A 16925-nucleotide genomic window follows, 5' to 3' on the forward strand; every position below is an offset into this window, starting at 1 on the left:
CCGAGGGGGTCGGACATCGCGGCTCGAAAAAAGCCCGGTCTAGGGTGGAAACAATCGTCGTGCGATGAGAGTCCTCTCACCTGCTGCGCGCGTACCGGACCGGGACATCCGATGACGGTGACCCGCCAGCCGGGCGGGCGACACGCCGTCCTCCGACGTCATACCTGACGCCCGGGGAGGGCGCGGGTCTAGGTGTACTGACCTCGACCGTTGTTGATTCGGTCGATGGGGGTTTTGCCTCCGATGCCGAGGTGGTGCCTGTCTAGGTTGTAGTAGTCGAGCCAGGTCGTCAACCCTGCTTTTCGGTCGTCGTTCGAGCTCCAGGGGCGGGCGTAGGCCCACTCGGTGGCGAGGGTGCGGTTGAGGCGTTCGACTTTCCCGTTGGTCCAGGGGCAGTGCGGTTTGATGAACCGCTGTCGGATGCCGTGCGCGTCGACCACGGCCTTGAACGCGGCCGAGTGGCGGTAAGCGAACGCGTTGTCGCTGATGACGCGTTCGACTGTGACGCCGAGGCGCGCGTAGAACGCGATCGCGCGGTCGAGGACGCCCGCCGCGGTGGTGCCTTTCTCGTCGTCGTGGATCTCCGCGTAAGCAACTCGGGAATGGTCGTCGATGACGGTGTGCACGTAGTCGTAACCCAGGCCCCGCTTGCGCGCAGGACGTTGCCCGCGGCCATGCAGACGCCATCCGCCGCCGTCGGGGATACGGCCGAGTTTCTTCACATCAACGTGGATCAGGGACCCGGGATGATCATGCTCGTAACGCTGCGCGGATCGGCGGGTCGCGCGGATCACGGACCCCGTGACCGGGTCCAGCTCCCGCAGCAACGGCACGTGGTGGCGGCGCAACACCCTACCGACCGTTGAGGCCTGCAAGCCGAGCTTGTCAGCGATGAACACCGGCCCACGCCGAGTGAGGTGCCGCATGATCCGCACCCTCGCCTCCACGCACGCTTTGGTCTGGCGAGGGTGGGAGCGGGCGACGCTGGAACGATCGATCAGGCCCGCCGGGCCGCACTCCCGGAACCTGCGCCACCACCGCCACGCGGTCGTGCGGGAGATCCCCATTTCCGCGGCAACATGCGCGACCGCACGCCCCGACTGGATGCGCTGAACCATGATCAACCGGCCGGCCGGAGTCAGCCGGGCATTAGCGTGAGACAAGAGAGACCTCCGTGCGTTTGAGCTGAAGAACTTAGACAGCTCCAACTCGACCCCGGAGGTCTCTCCTACGTCAACAACGATCTGGGTCAGTACATCTAGGGTGAGCCGCAGAACGACCGGGGCAGCCGCACCGGCCTCTCTCGAAGGAGTCGACATGAGTGATCAGCACATTCCTCCCGTCCCGCCGCAGCCCGGATCGGGGTCGGGCTCCACGCCTCCGCCGTCGAACCCGGGTCAGACCCCGAATGCGGGTCAGACCCCGCCCTCGAGTCAAGCCCCGAACGCCGGCAACCAGTGGGAGAACGTCGCGAGCGGCGCGGCCCAGTCGTTCGGCACCAGCATCTCCGACGTCGGCACGCCGGGCTTCTTCGCCGGGCTGTTCGACTACAGCTTCTCGAAGTTCATCACGACGAAGGTCCTCGGCGTGCTGTACGGCCTCATCACCGTGCTCCTCGTGATCGGCTACATCATCGCCGTGATCAGCGCGTTCACCTCGAGCGTCTGGCTCGGGCTCGTCATTCTGATCCTCGGACCGCTCATCGGGCTCGTCTACCTGATCTTCGCCCGCATCACGCTCGAGTTCTACGCGGCCGCGATCCGCACGGCGAGCAACACGACGACGCTCGTCGAGCAGGGCGGCCTGCGCCGCTGACCAGCGCCCCTGGTGCGCGCCCAACCGACCGGTGAGAATGAGGCGATGAGCGCCGCGAACAGAATCGTCACCTCGAACGCGATCATCACGATGGACGACGACGCGCTTCGCGTCGAAGCCATCGCGGTCGACAGCCGCTCTGGGAAGATCGTCGCCGTCGGCGCGCTCTCCGACCTCCGCGACGCGCATCCGCGCGCCGAGGTGGTCGATCTCGGCTGCGACGTCGTCCTCCCCGGTTTCATCGATCCACACAGTCATCCGCTCTTCAGCGGGATGGTCTGCATGGAGCCGACGCACTGGATCGCCCCGTACGTCGGCTACGGCACCCACGACGACGTGACGGCGCTCAAGATCTGGGCCGACGGGTCGCCTTGGGTCGGGAATATCGCCGCCACCTACCCCTACCTCGACAACGAGACGGTGCACGCCGCCGGCATCGCCGTCGGCCCCACGCGCGAGAGCGCCCTCAACTACACGCCCGCCGAGCTCGACGACCTCCTCGACAGCTTCAGCGACGACGACTGGCAGTTCGCCGTCCACATGAACGGCGACTACGCCCTGGACGTCGTGCTCGACTCCTACCAGCGCGAGCTCACCCGGTGCGCGCTGCTGGGCACCGATCATCGCTGGCGCGTCAAGCACGTCGGCGGTGCGCGCAAGGACCAGTTCGAGCGCGCCGCGAAGCTCGGCGTGGCGGTCTCGATGGCGCCGTTCCAGTTCCTCTACTGGGGCGACGTCCTCGACGGCACGCTCTTCCCGCACCGCATCGGCTCGCAGTGGCAGCGCTTCGCCGATGCGGTGGATGCCGGGGCATCCGTCAGCTTCCACAACGACGGCTCCGTGAGCCCGCCGATCCCGCTCCGGAACATCCAGGCGGCCGTCACGCGCCACACGTTCTCGGGGGAGGAGCACGGGCCCGAGCAGCGCATGAGCCTCGACGACGCGCTCCGCGCGCACACCGTCGTCGCCGCCCAACACATCCGTCGCCCCGACCTCGGCTCGATCACGCCCGGCAAGCGCGCCGACTTCACGGTGCTCTCCGCCGATCCGTATCAGGTCGATCCGGCGCGAATCGAGAAGGACATCGAGGTGCGCGGCACGTGGCGCGACGGCCGCGCGCTCGACCTCGACGCGTTCGACCAGCAGATCCGCGACTTCGCGGGACGCACCGAACTGCTCGAGAAGATGCTCACCCGCCTCGCGTCCTCCGCCTCGAAGCGCGGTCGCTCGCGCTCCGCCGATTCGGCCGACGAGACGCCCGCCGAGTCGACCACCGATTCGCCCACCCAGCCGTCCGAAGAGTCGCCCGCCGAGACGCCCGCGTCGTGACGTGCAGGCCGGATCGACCGGCTAGAGTGGGAGTCATCCGCAACCTTTAACCCCGTCCCGTGAGGCGGAGAAGGGAGCTGCGCATGGTCATGCCCGAGTCGTCTCGGACCGTCATGCACGCCGCCGACATCGCCCGTGCCCTCACTCGGATCTCCCACGAGATCCTCGAGTCCAACAAGGGGGCCGCGGATCTCGTCCTCCTCGGCATCCCGACCCGCGGCGTCACGCTCGCCGAACGCATCGGCGGCCTGCTCGCCGACATCGCCGGTGTCTCCGTGCCGGTCGGCGCGCTCGACGTCACGATGTACCGCGACGATCTGCACCGGAACCCGACCCGGGCCCCGCACCCGACCTCGATCCCCGCGGGCGGCATCGACGGCAAGACCGTGGTGCTCGTCGACGACGTGCTCTTCTCCGGTCGGTCGATCCGCGCCGCGCTCGACGCCCTGAACGACATCGGCCGCCCCGCCGCGGTGCGCCTCGCGATCCTCGTCGACCGCGGTCACCGCGAACTGCCGATCCGTCCCGACTTCGTCGGCAAGAACCTGCCGAGCGCCCGCAGCGAGCGGGTCAACGTGCAGCTGGCCGAGGTCGACGCATTCGAGGCGGTGACGATCGGCGCATGAGGCACCTGCTCGACACCAAGACCCTCGGACTCGACGAAGCCCTGCAGATCCTCGACGTCGCCGAGGACATGCGCGACACGCAGTCGCGAGAGGTGCGGAAGCTCCCGACTCTTCGCGGCAAGACCGTCGTCAACCTCTTCTTCGAAGACTCCACCCGCACGCGCATCTCCTTCGAGGCCGCCGCGAAGCGCCTCTCCGCCGACGTCATCAACTTCTCGGCGAAGGGGTCGAGCGTCAGCAAGGGCGAGTCGCTGCAGGACACCGCGCAGACCCTGCAGGCGATGGGCGCCGACGCGGTCGTGATCCGCCACGGCGCCTCCGGCGCGCCGCAGACCCTCGCCACGAGCGGCTGGATCACCGCGGGCGTCGTCAACGCCGGCGACGGCACGCACGAGCACCCGACGCAGGCGCTGCTGGACGCCTTCACCATCCGCAAGCGGTTCTTCGGCGCGGAAAGCCGCGGGCGCGACCTCGCCGGCCTGCGCGTCACGATCGTCGGCGACGTGCTGCACTCGCGGGTCGCCCGCTCGAACGTGTGGCTGCTGACGACCCTCGGCGCCCACGTCACGATCGTCGCCCCGCCGACCCTCATCCCGCAGGATGTCTCGGCCTGGCCGGTCGAGGTCGCCTACGATCTCGACGAGGCGATCGCCGCCGCCCCCGACGCGATCATGATGCTGCGCATCCAGCTCGAGCGCATGAACGCCGCGTATTTCCCCACTGAGCGGGAGTATTCGCGCCGCTGGGGGCTCGACGCGGCGCGCCTGCACGCGCTGCCGGAAGGTAGCATCGTCATGCACCCGGGTCCCATGAACCGGGGCCTGGAGATCTCCGCCGACGCCGCCGATTCGCCGCAGTCGACCGTGCTCGAACAGGTCGCGAACGGGGTGTCGGTGCGCATGGCGGCCCTCTACCTGCTGCTGTCCGGTGAGCGGGACGCGGCAGCGGCCCGCGAGCCGGAGCCTGCATCCCGAGCCCGTCGACCCGAGGAGGACGCGCGATGACGTACCTGATCAGAGGTGCCCGCCTGAACGGTGCGGATGCCGCGGACCTCATCGTCGACGGCGGCGTGATCGCCGAGGTCGGCACCGGCCTCAGCCGCGCGGGCGCCACCGTCGTCGACGCCGACGGACTCGTCGCCCTCCCGGGTCTCGTCGATCTGCACACGCATCTGCGCGAGCCCGGCTACGAGGCATCCGAGACGATCCTCACCGGGTCGCGCGCCGCGGCGGCGGGCGGATTCACGACCGTGTTCGCGATGCCGAACACGTCGCCGGTCGCCGACACCGCGGGCGTCGTCGAGCAGGAGCTCGCCCTCGGCGAGGCCGCCGGCTACGCGCACGTGCAGCCGATCGGCGCCGTCACGGTGGGCCAGAAGGGCGAGCGGCTCGCGGAGCTCGGCGCCATGGCATCCAGCCGCGCGCGCGTCCGCGTCTTCAGCGACGACGGCTTCTGCGTCTTCGACCCGCTCATCATGCGCCGCGCCCTCGAGTACGTGAAGGCGTTCGACGGCGTCGTCGCGCAGCACGCGCAGGATCCGCGGCTCACCGAGGGCGCGCAGATGAACGAGGGCACCGTCTCGGCCGAGCTCGGCCTCGCCGGCTGGCCCGCCGTCGCCGAAGAGGCGATCATCGCCCGCGACGTGCTGCTCGCCGAGCACGTCGGATCGCGCCTGCACGTGTGCCACCTCTCCACCGCCGGTTCGGTCGACATCATCCGCTGGGCCAAGAAGCGCGGCGTGAACGTCACCGCCGAGGTCACCCCGCACCACCTGCTGCTCACCGAGGAGCTCGTGCGCGGCTACGATCCGCGGTTCAAGGTGAACCCGCCGCTGCGTCGTGACGAGGACGTGCAGGCCGTGCGCGAGGGCCTCGCCGACGGCACGATCGACATCGTCGCGACCGACCACGCGCCGCACCCCGACGAGAGCAAGTCGTGCGAGTGGCAGGCTGCCGCCAACGGCATGGTCGGCCTCGAGTCCGCCCTCCGCGTCGTGCAGCAGGCCGTCGTCGACACCGGACTGCTCGACTGGAACGACGTCGCCCGTGTGATGTCCGCCGCCCCCGCACGGATCGGCCGCCTCGAGCGGGCCGGCACGCCGCTCGTCGCCGGCGCCCCGGCATCCCTCACCCTCTACGACCCGCGCCCCGGACGGACGTTCACGACGGCCGACCTGCGGGGACGGAGCGTCAACTCGCCCTACCTCGGCCGCGAGCTGCCGGGCGAGGTGCGCTGGACGTTCTTCGACGGGCGCCCCACGGTGTCCGACGGCGTCCTCGCCGCGTCGATGACGGAGGTGCCGGCATGAGCCGCGAAGGCGCCCTCCTCGTCATGATCGGCGTCGCCGTCGTGCTCCTCGCGCTCGGCGTGATCGCCTGGCGTCGTCGCACCCGTCGCGACGCAGGGCTCGCCGCCCCGGTCGGCGAGATCCCGCCCGACGCCGCGACCGTCGCGAGCGCGTCGGGCCTCTACGTCGCGACCACTCGGCACGGCGAGCCGCTCGAGCGCCTCGCGATCCGCGGGCTCGGGTTCCGCTCCCGCGTGGATGTCACGGTCACCGATCGCGGCGTCGCGCTCGATCTCACCGGTCAGCCGCGCCTGTTCCTGCCCGTCGGCCGCATCGACTCCGTCGATCAGGCGCAGGTCGCGATCGACCGCGTGGTCGAGCCCGGCGGCCTCGTGCGCCTCAGCTGGCGCACCGTCGACGGCTCCGACGCGGTCGCCGTCGACAGCTACCTGCGCCCGCAGGACGGCTCCGCCCGCGCCCTCGCCGACACGATCGCCGCGACCCTCCGACGACGCGAGGGGGCCCCGGACGACGCCGCACCCGGCGCGCCGGCCACGCCCTCCACCCCCGCGACCTCACCGACAGACACTCCGACGGGACCTGACGCATGACCCGCACCACCTCCTTCACGACCGATCCGGCCGTCCTCGTGCTCGAAGACGGCTCCCGCCACCCCGGCCGTGCCTACGGCGCCCGCGGCACGACCCTCGGCGAGGTCGTCTTCTCCACCGGCATGACCGGCTACCAGGAGACCCTCACCGACCCCTCCTACGCGGGCCAGATCGTGCTGCAGACCGCGCCGCACATCGGCAACACCGGCATGAACGACGAAGACCCGGAGTCCCGCCGCATCTGGGTCGCCGGATACATCGTGCGCGACCCCTCGCGGGTCGTCTCCAACTGGCGCGCCGACGAATCGCTCGACGACGCGCTCGTCCGCGACGGCATCGTCGGCATCTCCGGCGTCGACACCCGGGCGATCACGCGCGTCCTCCGCTCGGCCGGCTCGATGCGCGGGGGAGTGTTCTCCGGCGAGGCCGCAGAGCTGGCTGCCGAGGAGCAGCTGCGCCTCGTGCGCGAAGCTCCCGAGATGAGCGGCCAGAACCTCTCGGCCGAGGTCTCCGTCGCCGCGGCCCAGGTGACCCCCGCCGCCGACGGCGTCGAGCGGATCGGCAACCTCGCCGTCCTCGACCTCGGCGTCAAGCAGGCGACGATCCTGAACCTCGCCGCACGCGGGTTCGAGGTGCACGTCCTCCCGCAGGACGTCACGATCGAGGGCATCCGCGCGATCGACCCCGTCGCGGTGTTCTACTCCAACGGACCCGGCGACCCCGCGGCATCCGGTGATCACGTCGCGCTCCTGCGGGCCGTGCTCGACGAGAAGCTGCCGTTCTTCGGCATCTGCTTCGGCAACCAGCTGCTCGGCCGCGCCCTCGGGTTCGGCACGTACAAGCTGCCGTTCGGGCACCGCGGCATCAACCAGCCGGTGCTCGACAAGCAGACCGGACGCGTGGAGATCACCGCGCACAACCACGGGTTCGCCGTCGACGCGCCGCTCGAGGGCGAGGTGGACTCGCCGAACGGCTACGGCCGCGTCGAGGTGAGCCACATCGGCCTCAACGACAACGTCGTCGAGGGCCTGCGCGCCCTCGACATCCCCGCCTTCAGCGTGCAGTACCACCCCGAGGCGGCCGCCGGCCCGCACGACGCCAACTACCTCTTCGACCGTTTCCGCGACCTCGTCGTCGCGCACACCTCCCGCCCGACCATGGAGGCCAGCAAGTAATGCCCAAACGCGACGACATCACCTCCGTCCTCGTCATCGGCTCCGGCCCGATCGTCATCGGTCAGGCCTGCGAGTTCGACTACTCCGGCACCCAGGCGTGCCGCGTGCTCCGCGAGGAGGGCGTGCGCGTCATCCTCGTGAACTCCAACCCGGCGACGATCATGACCGACCCGGACTTCGCCGACGCGACCTACATCGAGCCGATCACCCCCGCGGTCATCGAGACGATCATCCAGAAGGAGAAGCCGGATGCCATCCTGCCGACCCTCGGCGGACAGACCGCGCTGAACGCGGCGATGGCCCTGCACGAGCAGGGGATCCTCGAGCGCTACGGCGTCGAGCTCATCGGCGCGAAGGTCGACGCGATCCGCAAGGGCGAGGACCGGCAGATCTTCAAGCAGCTCGTGCTGGATGCCGGGGCCGACGTCGCCCGCTCGGTCATCGCGCACACGATGGACGACCTGCTCGCCGGCGCCGAGGAGCTCGGCTACCCGCTCGTCGTCCGCCCCTCGTTCACGATGGGCGGGCTCGGCTCGGGCTTCGCCTACGACGAGGAGGACCTCCGCCGCATCGGCGGCGCAGGCCTGCGCGACTCGCCGACCACCGAGGTGCTCCTCGAGGAGTCGATCCTCGGCTGGAAGGAGTACGAGCTCGAGCTCATGCGCGACACCGCCGACAACACGGTCGTCGTCTGCTCGATCGAGAACGTCGACCCGGTCGGCGTGCACACCGGCGACTCGATCACGGTCGCCCCGGCGCTCACCCTCACCGACCGCGAGTACCAGAAGCTCCGCGACATCGGCATCGACATCATCCGCGCCGTCGGCGTCGACACCGGCGGCTGCAACATCCAGTTCGCCGTCGACCCGGCGACCGGGCGCATCATCGTCATCGAGATGAACCCGCGCGTCTCGCGCTCGTCGGCCCTGGCATCCAAGGCGACCGGCTTCCCGATCGCCAAGCTCGCCGCGAAGCTCGCGATCGGCTACCGCCTCGACGAGGTGCCCAACGACATCACGCAGGCGACGCCGGCGAGCTTCGAGCCGACGCTCGACTACGTCGTCGTCAAGGTGCCGCGGTTCAACTTCGAGAAGTTCCCGAACGCCGATGTGACCCTCACGACGACCATGAAGTCGGTCGGCGAGGCGATGGCGATCGGCCGCAACTACACGACGGCGCTGCAGAAGGCGCTCCGCTCGCTCGAGAAGCGCGGGTCGAGCTTCCACTGGGGCCGGGAGGACCGCTCCGTCGAGGAGCTCCTCGAGATCGCGACGACGCCCACCGATGGCCGCATCGTGGTGCTGCAGCAGGCGATGCGGAAGGGCGCCACGATCGAGCAGGCGTTCGAGGCCACGAAGATCGACCCGTGGTTCCTCGACCAGATCGCCCTCATCAACGAGGTCGCCGCGTTCGTCGCGGAGGCCCCCGAACTGGATGCCGCGACGCTCCGCGTCGCGAAGGAGCACGGCTTCTCCGACGCGCAGCTCGCCGAGCTCCGGGGCGTCGGCGAAGCCGAGATCCGAGGCATCCGTCACGGTCTCGGCATCCGCCCGGTCTACAAGACCGTCGACACGTGCGCGGGGGAGTTCCCCGCGCTGACGCCGTACCACTACTCGAGCTACGACCGCGAGACCGAGGTGACCCCGTCGGAGCGCACCAAGGTCGTCATCATCGGGTCGGGTCCGAACCGCATCGGGCAGGGCGTCGAGTTCGACTACTCGTGCGTGCACGCGTCGTTCGCGCTGTCGGACGCCGGGTACGAGACCATCATGGTCAACTGCAACCCCGAGACGGTGTCGACCGACTACGACACGTCCGACCGGCTGTACTTCGAGCCGCTGACCCTCGAGGACGTCCTCGAGGTGCTGCACGCAGAGGCGCAGTCCGGCACGATCCTCGGCGTCGTCTGCCAGCTCGGCGGGCAGACCCCGCTCGGGCTCGCGAAGGGCATCGAGGAGGCGGGCTACCCGATCCTCGGCACGTCGCCCGCGGCGATCGACATCGCCGAGGAGCGCGAGCTGTTCTCGCAGCTGCTCGACCGGGCGGGTCTGCTCGCGCCGCGGCACGGCACCGCCACCGACGAGGCCGGTGCCGTCGCGATCGCCGAGGAGATCGGCTACCCCGTGCTCGTGCGCCCGAGCTTCGTGCTCGGCGGCCGAGGCATGGAGATCGTCTACGACACCGAGAACCTGCGCGACTACTTCGTGCGCACCGCCGGCGAGGTCGTCATCGAGGAGGGCAAGCCCCTGCTCGTCGACCGGTTCCTCGACGACGCCGTGGAGCTCGATGTCGACGCGCTCTACGACGGGCACGAGCTGTACGTCGGCGGCGTGATGGAGCACCTCGAAGAGGCGGGCATCCACTCCGGCGACTCGTCGTGCACCCTGCCGCCGATCTCGCTCGGCCGCACCGAGATCGACCGCGTGCGTCAGGCGACGCTCGCGATTGCGGAGGGCGTAGGCGTACGGGGCCTGCTCAACGTGCAGTTCGCCGTCTCGGCGGGCGTGCTCTACGTCATCGAGGCGAACCCCCGCGCGTCGCGCACGGTGCCGTTCGTCTCGAAGGCCCTCGGCATCCCGCTCGCGAAGGCCGCGAGCCGCGTCATGGCGGGCGCCACCATCGCCGAGCTGAAGGCAGAGGGGCTCCTTCCCGAGCAGGACGGCTCGCGCGTGCCGCTCGACGCCCCCGTCGCCGTGAAGGAGGCGGTGCTGCCGTTCAAGCGGTTCCGCACCGCCGACGGGCACACCGTCGACTCGGTGCTCGGCCCCGAGATGCGCTCGACGGGCGAGGTCATGGGCATCGACCGCGACTTCCCGACGGCGTTCGCGAAGTCGCAGGCCGCAGCCTACGGCGGCATGCCGACCGAGGGGACCGTGTTCCTCTCCGTCGCCGACGACGACAAGCGCGCCGTCATCCTCCCCGCCCACCGGCTGCAGGAGCTCGGCTTCCGCCTCACCGCGACGGAGGGCACCGCCGAGATCCTCGCGCGCAACGGCATCCGCGTCGACGTGGTGAACAAGTACTCCGAGACGCAGGAGTCGGGGGAGCGCAACGTCATCGACCTCATCAACGCGGGCGAGATCGACATCGTCGTGAACACGCCCTCGGGCGGCATCGCGCGGGCGGACGGCTACGAGATCCGCGCCGCCGCCGTCGCCGCCGACAAGGCCCTGTTCACCACGATGGCGGTGCTCGGCGCCGCGGTGAGCGCGCTGCCGGTGCTCCGCTCGGGCTTCGAGGTGCGGAGCCTGCAGGAGTACGCCCACGACCGCGCCGAGCGCCTCGCCGGAGCCGCCCGGTGAGCGAGCCGCAGCCGGGCCGCCCCGGATTCGGCCAGCGGCTGCGCGCCGCGCTCGACGCGTACGGACCGCTGTGCGTCGGCATCGACCCGCACGAGGCGCTGCTGCACGCGTGGGGGGTGGATGCCTCGGCCGCCGGCGTCCGCGAGTTCGGGCTGCGGACGGTCGAGGCCGCCGCGGGGCGTGTGGGCGTCGTGAAGCCGCAGGTCGCGTTCTTCGAGCGCTTCGGCGCGGCCGGGTTCGCGGCGCTCGAAGAGGTGATGGCGGCGGCTCGCGCGGCGGATCTGCTCGTCATCGCCGACGCCAAGCGCGGCGACATCGGCACCACGATGGACGGCTACGCCGCCGCGTGGCTCGCGCCGGGCGCCCCGCTCGAGTGCGACGCGCTGACCCTCAGCCCGTACCTCGGAACCGACTCACTGCACGCGGCGTTCAGCATGGCGACCGCCCACGAGAAGGGCGTGTTCGTGCTCGCCGCGACGAGCAATCCCGAGGCATCCACGCTGCAGCGCGCCCGCGTCGACGACGAGGGGGAGAGCGTCGCCGAGAGCGTCGCGCACGACGTCGCCGCGCGGAACATCGGCGCGCCCGGCTCACTCGGCCCGATCGGGCTCGTCGTCGGCGCGACCGTCGACCGCCGGGCGTACGGTCTCAGCGACATCGTGCTCGCCGGCACGCCGATTCTCGCGCCGGGCTTCGGTGCGCAGGGCGCCGAGCCCGGCGACCTGCAGCGGCTCTTCGGATACGTCGCCTCGCAGGTGGTCGCGAGCGAGAGCCGCAGCATCCTCGCGGCCGGCTCCGCCGGCGACGCGGCCCTCGCGCGGCGAGTCGAAGAGCGTGCGGCGCTGTACGGCGCGTCGCAATCCGGCACGGTGCGCTCCGGCACGGTGCGGTAGCGGGCGGGCGGTATCGTGGAACCACCCATGACTGAGACGCGCCGCCCACCCGAGGTCGACCGCGCCGCCGCTTCGCGGCGCGCCGTCGCCGCCCGCCGTGAACGCGCGGCACTCAAGCACGACGTCGCGATGCGGGTGATCACGCCGCAGGAGCTGCTGCGGCGCGCCCTCGCGCACCCCGAGTCGCCCGCCGGCGCGATGCGGATCACGGAGTACCTCACGGCCCTCCCCGCGATCGGCGAGGGGAAGCGCGACCGCATCCTCGCCGCCCTGGAGATCTCACCGGTCAAGCGCCTCGGCGGCCTCGGCGCCCGCCAGCGCGCCGCGCTCGCGCAGTGGCTCGACGAGCGCTTCCCCGAGCCGGTCGCCCGGCCCGGCCGCAGCCGTCTCGTCGTGCTCGCCGGACCCACCGCGGTCGGCAAGGGTACGGTCGCCGCGCACATCCGCGACCACCACCCCGAGATCATGCTGTCGGTCTCCGCGACGACCCGCCCCCCGCGACCGGGCGAGGTCGACGGCGAGCACTACTACTTCGTCGACGACGACGCCTTCGACCGGCTGGTGGAGACGGGCGCGCTCCTCGAGCACGCGACGGTGCACAACAAGTACCGCTACGGCACCCCGCGCGAGCCGATCGAGCGGGCGCTGGCGGACGGCCGCTCCGTGCTGCTCGAGATCGACCTGCAGGGCGCGCGCCAGGTGCGCGCCGCGGCGCCCGACGCGAAGCTCGTGTTCCTCCTCCCGCCCAGCTGGGACGAGCTCGTGCACCGGCTCGTCGGGCGCGGCACCGAGGGCGAGGAGGAGCGGGCCCGGCGCCTGCGCACCGCGAAGCACGAGCTCGCCTCGCAGGGCGAGTTCGACTACCGCGTCGTCAACGACGACGTCGCCCGCGCGGCGGCCGAGGTCGCGACGCTCGCGCGCTGATAGAATGAACGGATGCCAGGGCGCGAGCGCGGGCATCCACAGTTTTCCCACCGCCATCCGATCCTGGAGGTTCACCATGGCTGGACGTGACAAGGGCATCATCGACCCGCCCATCGACGCACTGCTCGAGAAGGTCGACTCGAAGTACCAGCTCGTCATCTACGCGTCCAAGCGTGCGCGCCAGATCAACGACTACTACTCCGACCTGCACGAGGGAAACCTCTTCGACAACGTCGGCCCGCTCGTCGACTCGTCGGTCGAGGACAAGCCGCTGACCATCGCGCTGCACGAGATCCACGAAGACAAGCTGCGCCTGCGCCACGTCGACTGATGCCTCCGGCCGCCGGCGCGTGACGCCGTGTGGCACCGTTCATGCCCGCGTCTCCGGGATGCCTGTTCACTGGGTGTCGGGACCCGCGGGCATGATTGCGTCGGAACCCGAAGAACCTTGAGGAGCGTCCCATGAGCCGGCTGAGGCTGTTCACGTCCGAGTCCGTCACCGAGGGGCATCCCGACAAGATCTGCGACCAGATCTCCGACTCGATCCTCGACGCGCTCCTCGCTGAAGACCGCGGCAGCCGCGTCGCCGTCGAGACGCTCGTGACCACCGGCCTCGTGCACGTCGCCGGTGAGGTGCGCACGGACGGCTACGCCGACATCCCCGGCATCGTCCGGAGCGTCGTCAACCGGATCGGCTACACCTCCAGCGAGACCGGGTTCGACGGCGACTCGTGCGGCGTCACCGTCTCGATCGGCGAGCAGTCGGGCGACATCGCCGCGGGCGTCGACACCGCGATCGAGCATCGCGAGGGCGGGTCGAGCGACCCGATCGACGCGCTCGGTGCGGGCGACCAGGGCATCATGTTCGGCTACGCGACGAACGAGACGCCGCAGCTCATGCCGATGGCGATCTGGACGGCGCACCGCCTCGCCGAGCGCCTGACCGATGCCCGCCGCTCGGGCGCGCTCGGGTTCCTCCGCCCCGACGGCAAGACGCAGGTGACGCTCGGGTACGACGGCGCCGTGCCGCGCACGGTCGACACCGTCGTGCTCTCCACGCAGCACAACCCCGACATCTCGCTGCCTGCCCTCCGCGCCGCCGTGCAGGCCGAGGTCATCGACCCCGTGCTCGCGACGACCGGGCTCGACGTCTCGAACGTGCGCTACGTCATCAACCCGGCCGGCCCGTTCGTCATCGGCGGGCCGAAGGGCGACGCCGGTCTCACCGGACGCAAGATCATCATCGACACCTACGGCGGCGCCTCGCGGCACGGCGGCGGCGCGTTCAGCGGCAAGGACCCGTCGAAGGTCGACCGCTCCGCGGCGTATGCGATGCGCTGGGTCGCGAAGAACGCGGTCGCCGCGGGCCTCGCCGACCGGCTCGAAGTGCAGGTCGCCTACGCGATCGGGCGCGCCGAGCCCGTCGGGCTCTACGTCGAGACGTTCGGCTCGGGGCACGTCTCCGACGAGCAGATCACGACCGCCATCCGCGACGTGTTCGACCTGCGCCCGCAAGCGATCATCGACCAGCTCGACCTGCTGCGGCCGATCTACGCGCAGACGGCCGCCTACGGGCACTTCGGCCGTGAGCTGCCGGAGTTCACGTGGGAGCGCACCGACCGGGTCGGCGAGCTGCGCGCGGCCGCCGGTCTCTGATCCGTCCGAGCCCATGCCGCTCGTCGCGCGCGTGCTGATCGACTCGCCGCTGCCTCAGCTCGACCGCCTGTTCGACTACGTGATCCCGCCCGCCCTGCGCGCAGACGCCGTGCCCGGCGTGCGCGTGAAGGTGCCCCTCCGCACCGCGGGGCGGGTCGTCGAGGGGTATCTCGTCGAGGTGGTCGAGCGGCCCGAGCCGTCGGTCGCGGGCAAGCCGCTGTCCGAGCTCGACGCGGTCGTCTCTCCGGTCGCCGTGCTCACGCCGGAGCTCTACGCCCTCGCTCGCCGCGTCGCCGACCGCGCCGCCGGGTCGGCGAGCGACATCCTCCGCCTCGTCATCCCGAAGCGCATGGTGCGCGCCGAGAAGGCGTGGCTCGCCGCGCGCGTGGCGGCGGTGGCGGATGCCTCGGACGCCGTGGTCTCGGGTGGCGGGGATTCCGGTGCGACGGGTGCGGATGCCGCTGTTTCGGATGCCGGTGCCGCGAAGGCTGCCGATGCCGATGCCGATGCCGATGCCGATGCGGCTGCCGATGCCGGTGTTGTGGATGCGGGGGCTTCGGATGCCGAGGCTTCGGCGGCCGGGGCGTCGGACACCGCGGCGTCGGACGTCGAGTCCACGGAACCTGCGGCGGCGGGCGTCGCGTGGGCGCGAGGCATCCTGAGCGACTTCCCGGACCTTCCCGCCGCTCTCGCGGACCACGCCCGGATCGCCCTCGACGCACCGCCCCGCCCCGCGGCGGCGGGCCCGTACGGCGCGTGGGCGGAGCTCATCAGCGCGATCGCGCTCGACACGCTCGCCCGCGGGCAGAGCACGCTCATCGTCGTGCCCGACCAGCGCGATGAAGACCAGGTGCTCGCGGTGCTCGCCGCGCATGCGCCGGAGGGCGTGGTCGTGCAGGGTGACGCGCGCCGGTCGGGGCCGGAGCGCTACGCCTCGTACCTCCGCCTCCTCGGCGGCGAGACGGCGATCGTCGTCGGCAACCGCTCGACGGTCTACGCGCCGGCGGCGGACGTCGGCACCGTGATCATCTGGGACGACGGCGATCCGCTGCTGTCCGAGCCGCTGAGTCCCGGCGTGCACGTGCGCGACGCCGCGCTCGTGCGGCAGGAGCTCGAAGGGTCGGCCCTCGTGCTCGCCGGGCACACCCGCACGACCGACGTCGAACGCCTCGTGCAGCTCGGCTGGGTGCGCGAGGTCACGGCGCGCCGGCGGGAGAGCCCGACCGTCGTGCTCTCGGCCACCCGCGACGGCGAGGCGCGCGGCCAGCGGGTGCCGTCGGCGGCGTTCGCCGCCGCGCGTGAGGCCCTGACCCACGGCCCGGTGCTCGTGCAGGTCGCCCGGCCCGGCTACGCCCCGGTGCTCGTCTGCGCCGACTGCCGCACGCCGGCCCGCTGCCCGCACTGCACCGGTCCGCTGCGCTCGCGCCGGCCGGGCGCCGCGCCGGAGTGCACCTGGTGCGGGCGCACGATCGGCTCGTGGGCCTGTGGCAACTGTCAGAGCACGCGCCTGCGGATGGCCTCGTCGGGCAGCGAGCGCACCGCCGACGAGCTCGGTCGCGCCTTCCCGAACACGCGGGTCATCGTCGCCGACGGCGACCACCCGGTCACCCGCGTCGACGCGCGGCCCGCGCTCGTGGTCGCGACCCGCGGCGCCGAGCCGCACGCCGACGGCGGCTACCGCGCCGTCATCCTGCTCGACGGGGATCGGATGCTGCTGGCCGAGCATCTGCGCATCGGCGAGTCGTGCCTGCGCTGGTGGTCGAACGCCGCCGCCCTCGCCGCGCCCGGCGCTCCCGTGCACCTCGTCGGCGTCACCGGACCGGTCGCCCGCGCGCTCGCGACGTGGACGCAACCCGCCTACGCCCGCGCCGAGCTCGCCGACCGCGCACCCCTGCACATGCCCCCGACCGTCCGCGTCGCCGCGGTCGAGGGCACGGCGACGAGCGTCGAGACCGCGCTCGGCGCGCTCCGCGAGGCGGTGCCGACGCTCGACGCCGGCGCCGTGCTCGGTCCGGTGCCGCGCGACGGCAGCGGCGCGGGGGGAACGGCCACCAGCGGCTCTTCCGGCCGACCGGCGGGCACCGGCGCGGGCACCGGCGCCGGGGTGCGCGCGTTGGTGCGCTTCGACTACGCGCTCGGCCGGCCGGTCGCCGAGGCGCTCCGCGCCGCGGTCGTCGCCGACGCGCTGCACGGCCGCTCGCGAGACCGACGGGCGGGCGCCGACCGGTTCGCCTCCCGGACTACGCTGAAAGTGCGTCTCGACGTGCCCGAACTCGACCTCTGAGCGAGCGGCCCCGTCGAGGCCGT

General features: G+C 71.6%; 14 protein-coding genes. 13 read left to right on the forward strand and 1 reads right to left on the reverse strand.

The window, feature by feature from the left end; translation table 11 throughout:
- Positions 1-188: 188 nt before the first annotated feature.
- Positions 189-1163, reverse strand: coding sequence for an IS481 family transposase (locus tag FHX68_RS03250; protein ID WP_141920038.1), 975 nt, complete (start codon positions 1161-1163; stop codon positions 189-191).
- Between the two features lie 154 nt (positions 1164-1317).
- Here FHX68_RS03250 and FHX68_RS03255 point away from each other — a divergent pair, with 154 nt between their 5' ends.
- From FHX68_RS03255 to FHX68_RS03315, 13 genes are all read left to right on the forward strand, one after another.
- On the forward strand, positions 1318-1815 hold the full coding sequence (locus FHX68_RS03255) for a DUF4282 domain-containing protein (protein WP_141379715.1): 498 nt from the start codon (positions 1318-1320) through the stop codon (positions 1813-1815).
- 45 nt (positions 1816-1860) lie between these two features.
- A complete protein-coding gene (locus FHX68_RS03260; RefSeq protein ID WP_141379716.1) occupies positions 1861-3144 on the forward strand; it encodes an amidohydrolase family protein in 1284 nt (427 codons plus the stop codon).
- 83 nt (positions 3145-3227) lie between these two features.
- Positions 3228-3770, forward strand: coding sequence for a bifunctional pyr operon transcriptional regulator/uracil phosphoribosyltransferase PyrR (gene pyrR / locus FHX68_RS03265; protein ID WP_141379717.1), 543 nt, complete (start codon positions 3228-3230; stop codon positions 3768-3770).
- Positions 3767-4774 (forward strand): aspartate carbamoyltransferase catalytic subunit, encoded by a 1008-nt coding sequence (locus FHX68_RS03270; RefSeq protein ID WP_141379718.1) that lies wholly within the window; start codon positions 3767-3769, stop codon positions 4772-4774. The genes pyrR and FHX68_RS03270 overlap by 4 nt, the downstream gene beginning before the upstream one ends.
- Entirely contained in the window at positions 4771-6078 is a 1308-nt protein-coding gene (locus FHX68_RS03275; protein WP_141379719.1) for a dihydroorotase, read from the forward strand. Before FHX68_RS03270 ends, FHX68_RS03275 begins: the two co-directional genes overlap by 4 nt.
- Positions 6075-6668, forward strand: coding sequence for a PH-like domain-containing protein (locus tag FHX68_RS03280; protein WP_141379720.1), 594 nt, complete (start codon positions 6075-6077; stop codon positions 6666-6668). Before FHX68_RS03275 ends, FHX68_RS03280 begins: the two co-directional genes overlap by 4 nt.
- A complete protein-coding gene (gene carA / locus FHX68_RS03285) occupies positions 6665-7843 on the forward strand; it encodes a glutamine-hydrolyzing carbamoyl-phosphate synthase small subunit (protein WP_141379721.1) in 1179 nt (392 codons plus the stop codon). The genes FHX68_RS03280 and carA overlap by 4 nt, the downstream gene beginning before the upstream one ends.
- Positions 7843-11145, forward strand: coding sequence for a carbamoyl-phosphate synthase large subunit (gene carB, locus FHX68_RS03290; RefSeq protein WP_141379722.1), 3303 nt, complete (start codon positions 7843-7845; stop codon positions 11143-11145). The genes carA and carB overlap by 1 nt, the downstream gene beginning before the upstream one ends.
- Entirely contained in the window at positions 11142-12038 is an 897-nt protein-coding gene (pyrF, locus tag FHX68_RS03295; protein WP_141379723.1) for an orotidine-5'-phosphate decarboxylase, read from the forward strand. The genes carB and pyrF overlap by 4 nt, the downstream gene beginning before the upstream one ends.
- Positions 12039-12065: 27 nt before the next feature.
- Positions 12066-12962, forward strand: a complete 897-nt coding sequence (gmk, locus tag FHX68_RS03300) for a guanylate kinase (protein ID WP_141379724.1) — start codon at positions 12066-12068, stop codon at positions 12960-12962.
- Positions 12963-13038: 76 nt separating this feature from the next.
- Positions 13039-13293 carry a DNA-directed RNA polymerase subunit omega gene (gene rpoZ, locus FHX68_RS03305; RefSeq protein ID WP_141379725.1) on the forward strand — a complete coding sequence of 85 codons (255 nt, stop codon included), beginning with the start codon at positions 13039-13041 and terminating at the stop codon, positions 13291-13293.
- 131 nt (positions 13294-13424) lie between these two features.
- The gene (gene metK / locus FHX68_RS03310; RefSeq protein WP_141379726.1) at positions 13425-14618 is read left to right on the forward strand and encodes a methionine adenosyltransferase; all 1194 of its coding nucleotides are present in this window, start codon (positions 13425-13427) and stop codon (positions 14616-14618) included.
- 13 nt (positions 14619-14631) lie between these two features.
- Positions 14632-16902: a primosomal protein N' family DNA-binding protein gene (locus tag FHX68_RS03315; protein ID WP_141379727.1), complete on the forward strand. Its 2271-nt coding sequence runs from the start codon at positions 14632-14634 to the stop codon at positions 16900-16902.
- The last annotated feature ends 23 nt before the right edge of the window (positions 16903-16925 follow it).

Origin of the sequence: Microbacterium lacticum, assembly GCF_006716815.1 — a bacterium.
GTDB lineage: Bacteria > Actinomycetota > Actinomycetes > Actinomycetales > Microbacteriaceae > Microbacterium > Microbacterium lacticum.